At 32.8% G+C, this 15087-nt stretch carries 14 protein-coding genes and 2 pseudogenes; 7 read left to right on the top strand and 9 right to left on the bottom strand.

The features are described from left to right. The first annotated feature begins 174 nt into the window (after nucleotides 1–174). The 3 genes from Q5794_RS28875 (at nucleotide 175) to Q5794_RS28865 (ending at nucleotide 2436) form a co-directional block, all read left to right on the top strand. Complete coding sequence (locus tag Q5794_RS28875; protein WP_214986342.1) at nucleotides 175–651, top strand: hypothetical protein; 477 nt, start codon at nucleotides 175–177, stop codon at nucleotides 649–651. Between the two features lie 450 nt (nucleotides 652–1101). Further along, nucleotides 1102–1587, top strand: a complete 486-nt coding sequence (locus Q5794_RS28870) for a hypothetical protein (RefSeq protein WP_374989457.1) — start codon at nucleotides 1102–1104, stop codon at nucleotides 1585–1587. A gap of 351 nt (nucleotides 1588–1938) precedes the next feature. Next, complete coding sequence (locus tag Q5794_RS28865; protein WP_097812328.1) at nucleotides 1939–2436, top strand: hypothetical protein; 498 nt, start codon at nucleotides 1939–1941, stop codon at nucleotides 2434–2436. A gap of 94 nt (nucleotides 2437–2530) precedes the next feature. Here the strand turns inward: Q5794_RS28865 and Q5794_RS28860 are convergent, their stop codons facing one another. Further along, entirely contained in the window at nucleotides 2531–3100 is a 570-nt protein-coding gene (locus tag Q5794_RS28860; protein WP_097812329.1) for a kinase, read from the bottom strand. Between the two features lie 520 nt (nucleotides 3101–3620). Here Q5794_RS28860 and Q5794_RS28855 point away from each other — a divergent pair. Further along, complete coding sequence (locus tag Q5794_RS28855) at nucleotides 3621–3752, top strand: hypothetical protein (protein ID WP_374989456.1); 132 nt, start codon at nucleotides 3621–3623, stop codon at nucleotides 3750–3752. A 690-nt stretch (nucleotides 3753–4442) separates the two neighbouring features. Here the strand turns inward: Q5794_RS28855 and Q5794_RS28850 are convergent. From Q5794_RS28850 to Q5794_RS28820, 7 genes and pseudogenes are all read right to left on the bottom strand, one after another. Then, a complete protein-coding gene (locus tag Q5794_RS28850) occupies nucleotides 4443–4727 on the bottom strand; it encodes a hypothetical protein (protein ID WP_374989455.1) in 285 nt (94 codons plus the stop codon). Nucleotides 4728–4900: 173 nt separating this feature from the next. Then, nucleotides 4901–5958, bottom strand: a pseudogene (locus tag Q5794_RS28845) (phosphotransferase). Nucleotides 5959–5963: 5 nt separating this feature from the next. After that, entirely contained in the window at nucleotides 5964–7139 is a 1176-nt protein-coding gene (locus Q5794_RS28840; RefSeq protein ID WP_374989454.1) for a carbamoyl-phosphate synthase, read from the bottom strand. 15 nt (nucleotides 7140–7154) lie between these two features. Further along, a complete protein-coding gene (locus Q5794_RS28835) occupies nucleotides 7155–8441 on the bottom strand; it encodes a glycosyltransferase family 4 protein (protein ID WP_374989453.1) in 1287 nt (428 codons plus the stop codon). Beyond that, a complete protein-coding gene (locus tag Q5794_RS28830; RefSeq protein WP_268578206.1) occupies nucleotides 8438–9094 on the bottom strand; it encodes a PIG-L deacetylase family protein in 657 nt (218 codons plus the stop codon). Before Q5794_RS28830 ends, Q5794_RS28835 begins: the two co-directional genes overlap by 4 nt. 373 nt (nucleotides 9095–9467) lie before the next feature. Next, a protein-coding gene (locus Q5794_RS28825; RefSeq protein WP_328261356.1) for an IS3 family transposase occupies nucleotides 9468–10624 on the bottom strand; the annotation gives its coding sequence in 2 pieces (ribosomal slippage) (nucleotides 9468–10354 and nucleotides 10354–10624; 1158 coding nt in all). A gap of 385 nt (nucleotides 10625–11009) precedes the next feature. Then, nucleotides 11010–11828 (bottom strand): YncE family protein, encoded by an 819-nt coding sequence (locus Q5794_RS28820; protein WP_268587753.1) that lies wholly within the window; start codon nucleotides 11826–11828, stop codon nucleotides 11010–11012. Between the two features lie 292 nt (nucleotides 11829–12120). On the opposite strand from Q5794_RS28820, the gene Q5794_RS28815 reads away from it, so the two are divergent. From Q5794_RS28815 to Q5794_RS28805, 3 genes are all read left to right on the top strand, one after another. After that, nucleotides 12121–12345, top strand: a complete 225-nt coding sequence (locus Q5794_RS28815; protein ID WP_251034025.1) for a hypothetical protein — start codon at nucleotides 12121–12123, stop codon at nucleotides 12343–12345. 136 nt (nucleotides 12346–12481) lie between these two features. Then, a complete protein-coding gene (locus Q5794_RS28810) occupies nucleotides 12482–13015 on the top strand; it encodes a spore coat protein (RefSeq protein WP_214986359.1) in 534 nt (177 codons plus the stop codon). Nucleotides 13016–13052: 37 nt separating this feature from the next. Beyond that, nucleotides 13053–13481 (top strand): spore coat protein, encoded by a 429-nt coding sequence (locus Q5794_RS28805; protein WP_214986361.1) that lies wholly within the window; start codon nucleotides 13053–13055, stop codon nucleotides 13479–13481. Nucleotides 13482–13892: 411 nt separating this feature from the next. Here Q5794_RS28805 and Q5794_RS28800 read toward each other — a convergent pair. Then, a pseudogene (locus tag Q5794_RS28800) lies at nucleotides 13893–15074 on the bottom strand (IS256 family transposase). Nucleotides 15075–15087: the final 13 nt, after the last annotated feature.

Raw genomic sequence — 15087 nt, 5'->3', positions numbered from 1 at the left:
AGTATTTAATATGATTTCTTGAAAAACTATCTATTGGTTTCTATTATCATATTAATAGTTATTGGAAAATCATCTACGAACACAGAACGTATACAAAATGTATTTGAATAGATGGCAGGAACATGAGGACCAAGTGCTGAATATGTATACAAATTGTATACACGAGGTGATAAGGTGGGAAAGCTAGATAAGTATGCTCGTCAATCAAGATCAAAAGAAGCAAGTAAAGTGTTACCAATTCGCTTGCCAGAAAGTATATATGAGCAATTCCGGGAGCGTTGTGATGAGTTAGGGCTATCAATGTCGGAAGCTGGATATTTACTCATCAGAGAAGAGTTAGAAGAGAATCTATACACAACGACTACAAACGAAGTTGCTGCAACTACAGGACGAATACAAAAATCTATACAAGATGAGAATACACCGTATATAAAAAAAATTACAAATAGCTCTTCTTCTTTTTCTAGTCGCTGGACGTCAGCTCATTATGAAGTTGAAAATGAACTACCTTGTCCTTTATGCCACCAATGGTACAGTAAAACTAACTTCGCTCGTCATGCCAAGAACCATAATACAACTACCAAAGAGCTCTTAGAAAATAACAAAGAGTTTATTTTTCAGATGATAAAAGAACGTAAACATAATGTATAACAATAATGTAAGAGGGTTTTTGCATATGCAGACCCTCTTGCTCGAGTAAAGTGGAGGAACAGATTTATTCCTTATAAGATAAGATAAGATAAGTGTTTATGAAGATATAGAAGAATTTCGAAAGCAGAACATACTTTTTTTCTTACTTAGTGAATTAAAAAATAAGTTATTTATTGAATTCACAGAAATTTGGCGTAACTGGACAAGCACAAAAAGAAAGGAATTTTGTATATATAATAAATTAGAAGGAATCCAATTGAGATTTATCTTTTACATTTAACAATTGATATCGGTAACAACTTTTATCATAGCTTGATGGGTTTGCTATTGCAGAGAATGCTAAGAAAAGAGTATCAAATTAGTATTTTTGCCTATAGTAGGCTAAGAATACTAACCCTTTTTCTATAAAGGAATAAACTATATAAAAATACAGGAAACGGGGTTGATGAAATGAAAAATTATTATATTCCTCATAATTATGAGGGGGTATATAGACCGTATGTTAACGATGTAAGAGCAGGAGCTTCTGCTTTTAGAGCTATTAATAATGTAGATATTCCTCTCCAAGCTAACAGTGCTAGCAAGGTTCGTTTTCAAACTGAACAATATGATTTGGCAAATGAATATGATCTAAATACCTCTACTTTTGTCCCGAGAGAAAGTGGAGTATATTCCCTTTCATCCTCAGTTAAATTTAAACCTTTTAATAGTAGCCCATATAACTTAGATATAGTTTTTCTCATAACCAACAAGGGAGAAACTGAAGGGAGAGATAATGAAGCTTTTGCAGCAAAAAGACCAGGAATTATAACAGCAAGTGAAACCTTTTGGTTAAATGCGGGAGATCAGGTTGTAGTAGGGATGAGAAGTAGCGTTGCTGGCATGATACAAGCGGATGGGAGTACCAGCTTTTCAGCAGTAAAAGTATTTCCCTAAGCAATATGAATGTTAGTTTAAGCTTAATTTCATCTAAACTATTATTATCTCTAAGTAAGCCTTCTTTCCCCTATATAAAAATGTCTTTAAATTGATGAATAGAACAGTTTCTCTATTACTTACACATTCCTTTGAACTTCTTCAGCTTGTTAATTTTATCTTTACCCCCTTATACGATTGCCTTGTAAGTTATTAAACCCTTTCTTAATAACTCATAATAAACGAGAAAGTTCAATTTCAAAACCTATTTAGAACTCAACACAGATGTATTAATATTTTTATTGAATTAATAGGAAAATTTCTTTTAAATATATTATTATAATCGAACCTTTAGAGAAAAGAGGAGGAAAAGTGGTAAGTGCTATTTTGCGTGATAAAGATATAAAGTCCATTAATTTGTGGATAACGAAGATGAAGCAGTATAAAACAAAAAATACAGGGTGGATGACTAAAGCAGCTGTGAGAACCCTAAAATTAGATTATAAAGTAATTGGATATGGATACGAACGGGTCACTTATGATCTTCAAAATGGATATGTATTAAAGGTTGCCACGTCAGAGTTAGGACTTAAAAGTAATAAAAATGAATTCATAATATATAAGTACTGTCATGCTAAGTTAAAAGAACATCTGTGTCCAATTAAGGAAGTGGGATATGGGTGGATCATAATGAAAAAAATGACAATCCCCGTACCTAGAACTGAAGATTACGATAACCAATTAAAGTATTTAAAAAAGAGGTTTAGACAATATGGAGTAAGACCTAAAGATTTAGTAAGACCTAATTTAGCCTTAACAAAGAAAGGGAAAATTGTCTTTATTGATTATGGGGACTTTACATTAAAGTGAAAAGGATATCCTATAAAATTAAAAGATTAATATTAGCTTTTGTTTTTATGAATTATCCTTTCACTACTACCTGCATAATGAAATAATAATATCTTTACTTATATTTTTTCCATTCATCATAGACGGATGGACGAATTTCTCTTACAAATTTCAAAAACTCATCTGTTAATCCTAGTTTTTTAAATCCTTTCAATAATTTAACAGGTACAGGTTGGTCAGAAGTAAAAGCCCTTTTATGATCGATAACTTTTAAATCCCCTAACTCGTTGATTAACACATGGCGTATTTCTGCATCATATCTAGTGAACCCTAATTTTTTTAGTTCATCCAACATGTTTAAAATCTTCTCAACTAGAGGCTTCGTTAACTGTCCATGCTTTTTTAGGTATCGTGCGAGTGAGAATCCTTTTATATACTCCATAACTATAAAGTTTGCACCATATTGATAAAGACGTGGCATTACTGGAGATGATTGGCCTCTTCGCAGTGCTTCCAATTCTCTTTGTTGTGTTTCTTCTTTAAAAAAAAATTTAATACACCGATCAGATGTTAGTTGATAAACTATACCATCTGCTCCGTCCCCGATTATTTCATATTCTTTTAAGTCTTCCTTTCGAATAACCTTATTGTGTTTATGATTGATTGTTGGTGAAAAATCTTTCAAATCTATTCCTCCTAAAAATGAAGAATCATGTTTTCAAAATCTGAGCTGGTGATTTCTTCATTGTTATTACTATTAGGTAACTTAAATGTTAATGACTTGAACCTTCTACTTATAAATGTATAAAAGATTCATTAATTTACTTAAGTTAGCATTTAGACGAGTATCTTATGACTCTTTTTCTATTGAACTTCAGGATGTATTCCTCGAGGGAGAAGTGAATTTTGTTATTTTTTCATATTTTATATCTTATTCTTGGATTAATAAGATGCTTGGATTCTTGTCCGTTAATTAGAAAATATATTTTGTATTGTAAATTAATAATTCTAGCTGATGTTAATTGTCTTGATAATCTGTTGACTTATAATTTGTTATTTGGTGTTATTAAAGAAATTCCTAAACATTTATTTTTTAAATGTTATTTTAAATCAGAAATTTTTTTGAAAATATGGTACAAGTACCCTTTCCGATTGCTTGTTTTTACATATAATATTATTAAAATTGGAAGAGAGGTGCTATTATTATGGGTTACAAAGAATACTGGGACGATGAAAAGAATACAGAAGAATTTTCTTCTAAAAAGAAAAAAAAGAAAAGTGAGCACAAAGATTCTGGTGCAACGGTAAGAATTATTAGTTTGTGGAAAAAAGGATAATATTCACATTCATATGTCTTTTTTTATGTAACTATTAATAGAAGCTACATAACCATTCTTTCAAGCCTAATGAAGGAATGGTTATGTAATTTTATCTGGAATATATTTAATAATAAAGGGTGTTATTTACAAAAAGTAATAAAACAGTAGGAATTACTTTAAAACTTAAAGATACTACTGATTGTTAAAATATTAAATCCTTAAGGTTTGGATTCTCACGAATACTAAAGAAAAGTTTAGAAACCAAGAGACATATTATGAGTAACTAATCACTCTTTTAATCGACTTAAATAAAAAGGTTAGGTGTAATCCTATTATACTAACTATACACAAACTGATTTTCTAATAAAGATTCCTACATAACTTACCAAAGCACAAAACATTACTGTAATTAAAGACATACATACTTAGGGTCTATTTTACAAACTGCTATGTTACTAGAGGAATTAGTAAAGTTTCATAAGACTATTTTTAGGAAACGTTATGTGGTATTGCTGCTAACTTATTGAAGCTATAAAGATTGCTTCTTTACATTTTTGAGACAAATTAGGTGAGTCAAACATCTGGGAGAATGAATATGTATAATACTTAGGTGGAAAATATCCCTTTATTAATCATGAATTGTGATTAAAAAGGGATATTTATTTAGAAATTTAATTGAATTTTATTTGATAATTAAAAAAGGATTATTTACGGATACATTGTATCGTAATCTGTGCTTTTATATTTACATTTATCTTTTTTGTCCTTAGACTCGTATTTGTCTTTTTTGTGCTTGTACTCGTCTTTTTCTTTACATTTATCTTTTTTGTCCTTAGACTCGTATTTGTCTTTTTTGTACTTGTACTTGTACTCGTCTTTTTCTTCATATTTATCTTTTTTGCACTTACAGTCATGTTTGTCTTTGCTAGCGTCATGGATGACTTTTAAATCGTAATGCTGGCCTTCTTTTTTGTTTTTATAAGATTTACTCATATTGCTTTCCTCCTTTCATATTATATTCTATTTTTCTACAGTAAAATTGCTTGTACTATACGGAAAAATATTCAATATTACAGCCTATTTTTTAATTTTTCCGGAGAGTCATTTTTAAATGTCTCTCCGGAAAAATTGTTATTTATAGAGATTGATAACTTACTTTTTATATATCAATCTATTCCTAATTCCCTACCCCAAATTGCTACTTTTTCTAGATGATAACCTAGTAACTCGCCTCCACGGTTATCAAATATTCTTCGTAATTGGGTGTGCAATCCTTTTTCTAATGTTCTTTGTAAATAAGCCATTTTGTAAAGATCTCTTGGATCAGTTTTAAATTTAATTCCATGCTTTTTCATTTCGTTAACGTAAGTTACTATACAATGATTTCGAATTTCTTCGGCGTATTTTTGCCAATCTGCTCTGAATCCTAATAATATTTCTACTAAAACTACCATATCAAACCATGTTGGAGCATATCTTGCTGACTCCCAATCAATGAACTGAATATTCCAGGGATCATCTTTGGTAACATCTTTACTACATATATTTTGCATATGAAGATCTCCATGTGTAAGAGCAGAACCACTTTCCAGTATTTCAGGGAAAAAATCCGGACCTTTACTATATAGTTTTATTAAGGATTTATAATAAGGTTTTATTAAATCTTTTGTTCTGTCATCGCTAACTGCCTCATCGAGAAAAACGACCGTTTTTTCAATGTGTTTTTCTCGTTCCTTTCTTGCTGATGAGGAATCATAAGTTGGAAGCCAAGAACTCCAAGCAGCATTGTATTTTTTGAATTTGTCTTCAAATGTGCGAGCATGAAGTTTAGCAACCGTGGGAATAATGTAGTCTAAATGTTTTGGAGTAAATTTTAATTGACCGCGTATTTGATTAACGAATTCCATAAATACCCAATCCTCATTTAAATTCCTTTCTATGAGGTAAATTTGAGGTAAAAATTCTTTCAACAGTGGGTGGAGTTTCTTATATATATTAATTTCAACTTCATTTTTTTGAGTTGTTGAACTATAGACCTTAAAAATAATTGGATAGTAACCACTTTTTTTCGAAGTAATAATTTATATATGCTGCTTCTTTTGGTTGATTTCAGGCACTCGATTTTAGTAGGATCAATGATAACTTTTTCGCCCATGGAATAAGAAAGCTTTTCGGAAATCTTTAATTTCGTAAATAGTTTGTATAATAATTTAGGTTCATACACAATTTTCATTCCTTCCTTTGTTGTTTCCAAGCGTTAACTAAGTGGGAACATGTACTTCTAATAAATGGCATTGGGTCATTCCATGCAAATAGGGCGAACTCTTTTTTTCCTTGAAAACCTTTATAAAAATCAATAAAACTCATTTCTTTTCTTTTTCTTTTTTGAAGAAAAGTCAGATAATATCTCACTAGATATATCCATTTAACCCCGTCTATTTGATAGAAGATGGGCTCGGGATTTTGTTTAGTTAAATATAAATAATACATATAGACAAAATTAATACCAGAAGGTTCTGTTAAGCTGTGTGTTAGCCAGAAACGTGGATTTATTTCAATGAATTTGTAAACACCATCTCGCGGATCCTTTTTGAATTCAGCCATACCAATGCCTTTAAGTTCAATTTCTTCAAAAAAGGGTAAACATATATCGAAAAGCTCTGGAACTCGCTTACTTATAATATGTGCACCCGTTCCAAACTCTGCAGGAAATTGGTGATTTTTTTGTAAGGAGAATAATGCCATTAATTTCATATTGTCATCGTAGAAAGTAGCGACTTTATAAAAGCAATTATCATCTCCAGGAATAATTTCTTGAATGAGTAGCTTTCCATATTCCCTATAGATCTGGTAATCAGCTTTTAATTGATCTAAATCATTTATTAATATAGCTTTTTTGTTAATATTTTTTCTGAATTCATGGCCAAGAACTGGCTTGAGGATACAAGGAAAATCAAGATTAGCAATCGCTTCTTCAAAGTGGTCTTCATTTTCCACGATATATGTTTTAGGACATGCGATATTATGCTTTAAAGCCAATTCATATGCCTTCTCTTTGTCCAAAACTTCTTCAATTAAGGAGTGATCCGGAAGTAAGAACAAAAAGTATTTAGACAATTCTTTGCGGTTTTTTGAAATGAAAACAATATAATCATCAGAACCTGCATACAATACAGGTTTTTTTCCTATACTTTGAGAAAGATTGATTAAAAAAGTGAGCAATTCATTTTCTTCGGTTAAAGGATTGGGACATATATCACAAGTCGCTAAACGGGATTTTCCTATCTTATAAGCTCTCTCTGTATCAAAAGCGTATACTTTTATCCCTTTTTTAGATAAACTTCGTATTATTCCAACCCCGTTTGCACTCAAATCAAGTACAACTGCACAATGTTCATGTTTCATAAGGTTTAGCCACCTTTAAAATTTATTATATATACTTTCTATTTTTCTTATCATTCCATCTGTGGTTAAGTGTGTTTTGGCAAAATTGAATGCATTAGTACTAGCTTTATCTCGAGCTTGTTTATTAACAATGAAAAATCTTAATGCTTGTGCTAGTTCTTCTGTATCCCCAGGTTCAATAACGATTCCTGTTTTACCATGTTTAACAATTTCCGGAATACCACCGCAATTTGTTGAAATTATTGCCGTCCCACTATGCATAGCCTCAATAATCGCAATTGGTAAGCTATCGTTAATTGTTGGAAGTACAAAAATGTCTGTTTTGCTTAAAATATAAGGTACATCGTCTCTTGAACCTAAAAAATTCACTATAGATAAATCTAAGGAATGCACTTGTTTCTCTAAAGTTTCTCGCATTTCACCATCGCCAACTATTAATACTTCAACATTATTTGTATATTGCCTAATATTTGATAATGCACTAAGTAAATAGTTATGCCCTTTTCTTGGTCCTAATCTAGCGACACATGTAATTACAAGTTTTTCTTGGGGCCCCAGCTTTTTTTTGTAGTATTTTTCTGGATAATTAATACCTGTTATTACTGTTGTCATTTTTTCGTGTTTTGCTCCTAATTCTGTTAATGAATCACGGAATGAGTCACTAAGAATAATGAGCTGACTAGCAAACTCTATTGCTTTCCTCTCTAGCTCTTTATAATAGGTTTCTTCAATAGAACCCTTTTCCATTAAATTGAATTTTAATCTCTTGAAAGTAAACATTCCGTGAGGGGTGAAAAATAAAGGCTTGTTGTAATTTGCATTAAATCTTCCTAGAATATTTGCTGTAAATATATCCTGTGCATGAAAGATATCGTATTTCTCTAGATCTATTTTTTGAAGCATCCGTTCATATACATATAAGAGACGACTATTAGATAAGATTTTTTTATCATAACTTCCATATCGTCTAAGGAAGAATTCCTTTAATTTAGGGGTAATATCCTCTCGTAAATTTTTTACTGTTGCACTGGGGAATAGATTAGGGGAGATAACATCAACTTTGTGGCCTTGTTTTCTTAAACCTTTACTGAGTTCTGTAATATAATTGGACAATCCTCCTATATGAGGGTAGTCCCAAAATGTAGCGATTAGTATAGTGAGTTTCTTTTTTGAGGGCCGTTTTTGAGGGCTTTTATTTGTTCTATAGTCTTCTCTAATTTTCACTGACGGGAGGTTAGGTTTATAGTATTCATCCATTTTTTCAATGATATAAGGGTAAGGGAAAATAAGATCTCTTATCATTTCCAAACCCTTCTTATCACTTCAAAAGCTTCCGCATAAGGCACACCAATAGTCATGCCTCGAACTCTGCCTAGATGTTTAACTCCTTCGTAGGAACGGGGGTGAGGGAAATTTCGCATTTCAACGTCATAATATTTAAGTGCACTAATTTTAGCATCAATATTACTTGTGATATCAACAAAATAATTCGGTTTAAATAGGTTATCGGAAGTTGAGGCATTCCATTCACTAGAGGATACAGTTTCAAATGTAATTAACTCTATTGGTTCCTTATTAGGGAGAGGTCTAGTTGCTGTTAATACTGCTTTAAATGTAATTTGATGATCAATATTTAGATCACCATAATGATGGGTAAATATTTTACTAGGTTTATATTTTTCAATCAATTTTTCAATTTCTTTCGTTAATAAATGAAGGGGAATTGATTCTAACTCTAAATTGGGATGCCCAAGGAATATCACTTCATCAATACCAAGCTGCTTGTTTGCAAGCTTTCCTAATTCTTGAATGTGGTGTGCTTCTTCTTTTCTTCCTAAAGCCACAACGATTGAAATTACTTGATGACCTTCATCTACAAATCTTTTTAAGGTTCCTGCTGTTCCTAATAGTTCATCATCAGGATGAGCTCCAATTACTAATATACAATCTCTCATTTTCTTTCCTCCTGGTTCCGTATTATATTTAATATATGAAGTACTTGTACTTTTAGAAACTGTCATTGGCGGAGAACTAATAGTTATAAATTTTTCAATTTCCTTGATGACAGTAACTTAGAACGATTGTATATTTTAAAATTTTCACCTAACAAATAATTACTTATGAGTGGAAAAGGGGAGGGAATTGAAAAGCGTTTGTTCTTAAACAATGGTTTAAGTGATATATATAGGTGCTTTTTTATAAGAACTAAATTAACGCGAGAATATGTAATTTTTCTTGGTTATCCCTTAATTAGTCTAGGAGCATACAAAAAAAGCCAAGGCTCTTCGGGACTGACCCCTGATTTCGAGACAGGGATCAAAACACCTTTTAAACAGCCAGTTGTCGGTATTGTACCGGTGACTGGTTGTTTAGTTTCGTTTGAATACGGATATGGTTATAATAAGTAATGTAGCTTTCGACAGTTTGTTCTACGATGGCAGTCGTAGTACATGTTAACTCGTCGAGGTAAAACGTTTCAGACTTTAGGCTGGAATGAAACGATTCAATGGAGGCATTATCTGCAGGTGTCCCTTTGCGGGACATACTCATGATGATGCCTCTTTCTTTGACTTTTCGTTGATACGCATATGATGTGTAAACCGAACCTTGGTCGCTATGCAACGTACATCCCTGAGGTAAAGAAGGGAGTTGACTTAATGTATCTAAAACAAACTCTACGTTTTGACAATCACTCACTGAATACGCAATGATTTCGCCATTAAATAAATCTTGAATACTTGAAAGGTACAACTGTTTAGGTCCAAAAGGCAAGTAGGTAATATCGGTAACCAGCTTTTGAAGAGGGCGCTCTGCTCGGAAATTACGGTTTAACACGTTTTCTGCAACCTGATAAGGTTGTCCTGTTTGTTTCCGTTTCTTCCTTTTAACTCGGCATTGCCAACCGTATTTCTGCATGACACGCTGCACTGTTTTATGGTTGATATGCATGGTTTGATTGAGTAACGCTGTAATTTTTCGATAGCCATATCGAAATTTATGTTTACGGCACTGTTCACCAACTTTTCCTTCTATCCATTTCTTTCTCTTTGTTTCTTCTCCTTGCTCATTTTTCTGCCAACGATAATAAGTTGATCGAGGAATACCCAGACACTGACAGATTTGAGAGATAGGCAGTTTCTCTTTTAATTCTTCTACTAAGTTCAATACAACTTCTGGTACCACTCCCTTTCCAACTCTTTGTACTTTTTTAAGACTTCAATCTGTTGTTTTAAATATCGATTTTCAGCTTCTAACTTTGATGGAGTATCTTGAGAATGAGCCCCTTTTCGAGGGGTGTATGTTTGCCCAACGGGCTGTGCCAGGCGATAGGATTCTCCATTTCTATGCCACCTCATCCATGTTTTGAGCTGTGTATAGTTGCGGATCTGTAAAGTTTCCATAACTTCTTTAATTGGTACTCCTGCCAATCTCATTTCAATTGCTTTTAATTTCACTTCTACTGGATAGCTAACTCTTCTTCCCATAGAAAAAACACCTCCAAGTTATTGTTAGGTACTACATACCCGTTTTTTACTTAAAGGTGTTTTTTTTATTTGTCTCACTCTATGGGGTCAGTCCCCTTCAAACCTATGGCTTTTTAATCCACTTACATAAAAATTAAATTTAATTGAATGTGACAAAGGAAATTCGAATTAAATTTAATTTTGGCACGAATCTTATAGTATAGTAGTTAACCCTTATTTACTCACTATATCCGGAGATACGCCGCTTAAAAAGGAATTTTGTGATACCAAATTAAATGGTATTTTAATACAAATATTATCAATATACTTATAATAACATGCTCAATTATATATATTTTTGTCTAATCATTAAATTGTTACTCCTTATAAATTTTATAAGGTTAGATTATTCTAAAGAAAGGTCCTCATCGATGTTAGCCATAGGAGATGTTACTGGAACAGTAGCAACTACAATATTAGTTAGTCCATCAATTACAGAAATTGTATTTTCTACTTCGTGTGTCACATAAATCTGATTATTGGATGAATTAACCTCTATACTGGTAGGCTGATTTCCTACAGGAATAATAGCCATTACAGTATTTGTTACTGCATCAATTACAGAAACAGTATTACTTCCCCTATTTGATATATAAATTCGATTAGTGGCCGAATTTATACCTATACCAGACGGTTGAGATTCCACTGAGATCGCGGAAATTACAGTATTAGTTAACCCATCAATTACAGAAACGGTATTACTAAATTCATTTGTTACATAAATTCGATTGATATATGGATGGACATTTATATCAGTTGGGTAAGTTTCTACCGAAATCGTAGAAATTACAGTATTAGTTAATCCATCAATTACAGAAATGGTATTACTTCCCCTATTTGATATATAAATTCGATTGATATATGGGTTGATCCCTACACCGGCCGGTTGAATTCCTACTGGAATGATAGCAATTACAGTATTTGTTGCCCCGTCAATTACAGAAACCGTCTGGCTCCCTCCATTTGTTACATAAATCCGATTGTTATTTGGATTCCCATTTAGGCTAACTGGCTGATGGCCTACAGGAATAGTAGAAACTACATTATTTGTTGTTGCATTAACGACAGAAATTACGTTATTATTCTCATCTATTACATATAGCTGATCGTTAGAAGCTCCACTATCGCTAAAATTAACATTTATTTTTTTTGCTTTCTTCGCCATTTTCACCAACTCTTTTCATAATTACTGTAAGAAAATTGTTGAAAACATAAGGGAAATATCTTATGTATAAATATATGATATTATTATTTTTTTATTATTCAAAAAAATAACTTGACCTTATTATAAGATAAATTTCTCCACATATACTTTTACCCCTATATTGGATATGATATACCCCTGGCATCATTTTAAAACTTATAATATTTGAGAATAAAGGTCGAACTCAGGAGTTTCCTTTTGTGCAGTAAATACATATATTATTATGGCAAATATCATGAAAGGAGCAGGTAACTTGAATAATTCAAATCAAAAACCTGGGGAAACCCCTAACAGACTTATGGAATTAATGATGCTAAACATTCTTCAAAAACACGGTATTACAAAAGAGAATGTTAAAGGGCAAGTAACCGATGAACAAAAGCAACTAATCTTCGATTTGTTAGAAGAATTAAAACAGCAATCCAATGCACTTGCTGATAGAGCCAAGGCCACTTCTCCAAAAACAAAACCAAAGTAATTCTGATTCCCCTTAAAAGCGCCTTTTTTAGGCGTTTTTTCTATTTTAAAATTGGACATAAACTCTTAGGGTTTAGCCCAATCCTATTCATTTCAAAAATCATATATTATTTAATATAAGGAAAGGAGTGTTAATCATGCCAACTCATAAACGTTATGAGTCTCGTGAAGTAAAGAAAAGAAGTAAAAAGAAATATTCTGATCATGATCACAAAAGTCGTTTCGAATTAGAAGAGGATGATCATTTTTCCCATTTATTTGAAAGCGATAATCATTTTGAGGACGAGAGTAAAGAGGATGCAGTTATTGAGCAAGAAGCAGATGCATTTTCATTTGTAGATCAAGAATCTACTGAATTAATTTGGATTAAAGATTCATGCGACATTGAAGTTACTACAACAGATACTCAGGTAGCTGTGCAGCTTCAAGTTGCTATCCAAGTAGCCCTTGGAGTAGTAATTTCTATTCTTTCCAGTAATGTTGCGAACTCTGAGGTTATAGCTCAAGACTTACTGGCGCACGCTAATATTGAGCAAACTAACAAACAAAAAATTGTCATTGTAAATTCAAAAGATGTCAAAATTACAACAACTGATGCAGATGTCGCTGTAAACATTCAGGCTGCAATTCAAGCACTAATTGCAGTATTTGTTTCTGTCCTTAGTTCTTAATTCTTATTTAATTAAAAATTTAAAGAGGTGAAATAGTATGGGTGAACAAAAATGGAGAGCACTGGACCATTGTAAAACTGGAACACATAATGGGGCAGTTATCGATCAGGAAGCAGATGCAGTAAGTTCAATTGAACAAGGATCCTTTGAATGGATTATTGTTAAAGATTCTGAATGTGTTGAAGTAAACACAACAGATGCACAAGTAGCGGTGCAACTACAAGTTGCTATTCAGGTAGCTATTGCAGCCGTTGTAGCCATTCTCACAAGTAATGTCAATCAGGGTGAAATTGTAGCTGAAGAAATGACAGCACTATTGGGGACTAAACAACGAAATAGTCAAAAAACAGTTATCGAAGGATCAATAAATGTAAAAGTCAATACAACAGATGCAGATGTTGCTTTAAATATTCAAGTAGCAATTCAAGTGTTAATCGCAATATTTGTTTCTCTACTTAGCTCATAATTATGAGTTATTTTTTTAACGCTACAAACTAAAACAAAGAGATAATCGTAATAATCTTGGATTTTTTTATCTACTAAGAGGTTACTAGCAGGAAAAGAGAGGGATAGTCTAAAAAACGGTTCCTTGAGTTAATAGTTTTAGAGTACACTCGAATTATATAGAGTTCTAAAGATTATTACGTCTTATTTAAACTCATGGATATATTTAGCTAAATTTATTCGTTATTTACTTTCCTGAAAATAGGGAAAAAGCACTTTTCTTGGGGAAAGTGCTTTTTATATTTTATAGATGAAATTAACGTAATTAAATGGATAAGGGAATTAAACAATTATATTATTTAGGTTCACCATTTGAGGGACCGTCAATAATTTTGTGTAAATACGAATTTCTTTTTCTTATAGACGTTATTCACTAGTTTGTTTTAAACATCATTTGTAACTCTGCGCGAGCTTGATCGAAACCAATATGACATCTTGTCGCAAAGCGCTGATTATACTGGTCAAACTGAGAAACGAGGAACCGTTCAAGTGACTCTTCGTTAAGGAATTGTTCTTTACGTTTACTATATTTCTTGATTTGTTTATTAAACGACTCAATGAGATTGGTAGAATAAATACTACGCCAAATAGACTTAGGAAAGCTATAAAACGTGAATAAATAAGGGTTATTGAGCAATGGATTTGTCACTTTTGGATACTTGTACTTCCACTTTTTAACAAACGAATGCAGGGCCTGTTGGCCCATTTCAAGGCTTTCTGCACGGTACACAGATTTGAAGTCTTCACAGATTTCAGCTCGGTCGGATACACGAACTTTATGAGCAATCGTCCGTGAAAGATGGACGCAGCATGTTTGATAAGAAGAAGCTGGATAGACAGAGAAGACACTGTCCAAGATGCCTTTTAACCCGTCGGAAATAAACAACAGAATCTTCTCTACGCCACGAGATTTGATGTCTTCTAAAAGTTCTTTCCAGACAAAGGCGGATTCGTTAGGGGCGATTGTATAACCAAGTACTTCTTTTGAACCGTCTTCGCGAATGCCAACTGCAATATAGACAGCTTCTTTTGACACCGTATCCTGTTTCAAGGCAATGTACGTAGCATCTAAATAAACGCACGCATAACGTGCGCACAAGGTTCGATCACGAAAGGCTTCTACCTGTTCAGACATCACCTTTGTCATATTTGAAATGGTTTGAGGCGTGTAGTGATGACCATACATGCGCTCCATTAGATGGGCAATTTCAGCTGTCGTTACACCCTTTTGGAACATATGAATGACAAACGCTTCAAGCGTATCATTGGCTCGTTTATAAGGAGCCACCGTCTGTTGCTTAAAGTCGCCATTCCGATCACGAGGAATAACGAGACGAAGTTCTCCAAACTCTGTGTGCAGCGTCCGTTCGTAAGAACCATTTCGTGAGTTCCCCGTATTAAATCCAATACGATCATATTTTTCGTAGTCCAAAAAAGCCGTCAATTCACTCGCTAAGAGCGTATTAACCGCATTTTATAAGTGAGAACGGAAAATTTCCGTCACATCTTCTTTTTGGACTAGAGCTTGAACAAGATCTGTTGTAAACTGATTCATAGGAAGACCTTTT

The sequence above is a fragment of the Priestia megaterium genome, from assembly GCF_041941685.1.
GTDB lineage: Bacteria > Bacillota > Bacilli > Bacillales > Bacillaceae_H > Priestia > Priestia megaterium_C.
Note: the sequence above shows the minus strand (reverse complement) of the source record. Positions and strands in the feature narration are given on the sequence as shown.

What these genes read in the sequence shown, in the direction of transcription:
- Q5794_RS28850 (WP_374989455.1), bottom strand. Translation starts at nt 4,727, where the DNA reads ATGAGTAAATCTTATAAAAACAAAAAAGAAGGCCAGCATTACGATTTA.
- Q5794_RS28830 (WP_268578206.1), bottom strand. Translation starts at nt 9,094, where the DNA reads ATGAGAGATTGTATATTAGTAATTGGAGCTCATCCTGATGATGAACTA.
- Q5794_RS28835 (WP_374989453.1), bottom strand. Translation starts at nt 8,441, where the DNA reads ATGATAAGAGATCTTATTTTCCCTTACCCTTATATCATTGAAAAAATG.
- Q5794_RS28870 (WP_374989457.1), top strand. Translation starts at nt 1,102, where the DNA reads ATGAAAAATTATTATATTCCTCATAATTATGAGGGGGTATATAGACCG.
- Q5794_RS28855 (WP_374989456.1), top strand. Translation starts at nt 3,621, where the DNA reads ATGGGTTACAAAGAATACTGGGACGATGAAAAGAATACAGAAGAATTT.
- Q5794_RS28840 (WP_374989454.1), bottom strand. Translation starts at nt 7,139, where the DNA reads ATGAAACATGAACATTGTGCAGTTGTACTTGATTTGAGTGCAAACGGG.
- Q5794_RS28810 (WP_214986359.1), top strand. Translation starts at nt 12,482, where the DNA reads ATGCCAACTCATAAACGTTATGAGTCTCGTGAAGTAAAGAAAAGAAGT.
- Q5794_RS28805 (WP_214986361.1), top strand. Translation starts at nt 13,053, where the DNA reads ATGGGTGAACAAAAATGGAGAGCACTGGACCATTGTAAAACTGGAACA.
- Q5794_RS28820 (WP_268587753.1), bottom strand. Translation starts at nt 11,828, where the DNA reads ATGGCGAAGAAAGCAAAAAAAATAAATGTTAATTTTAGCGATAGTGGA.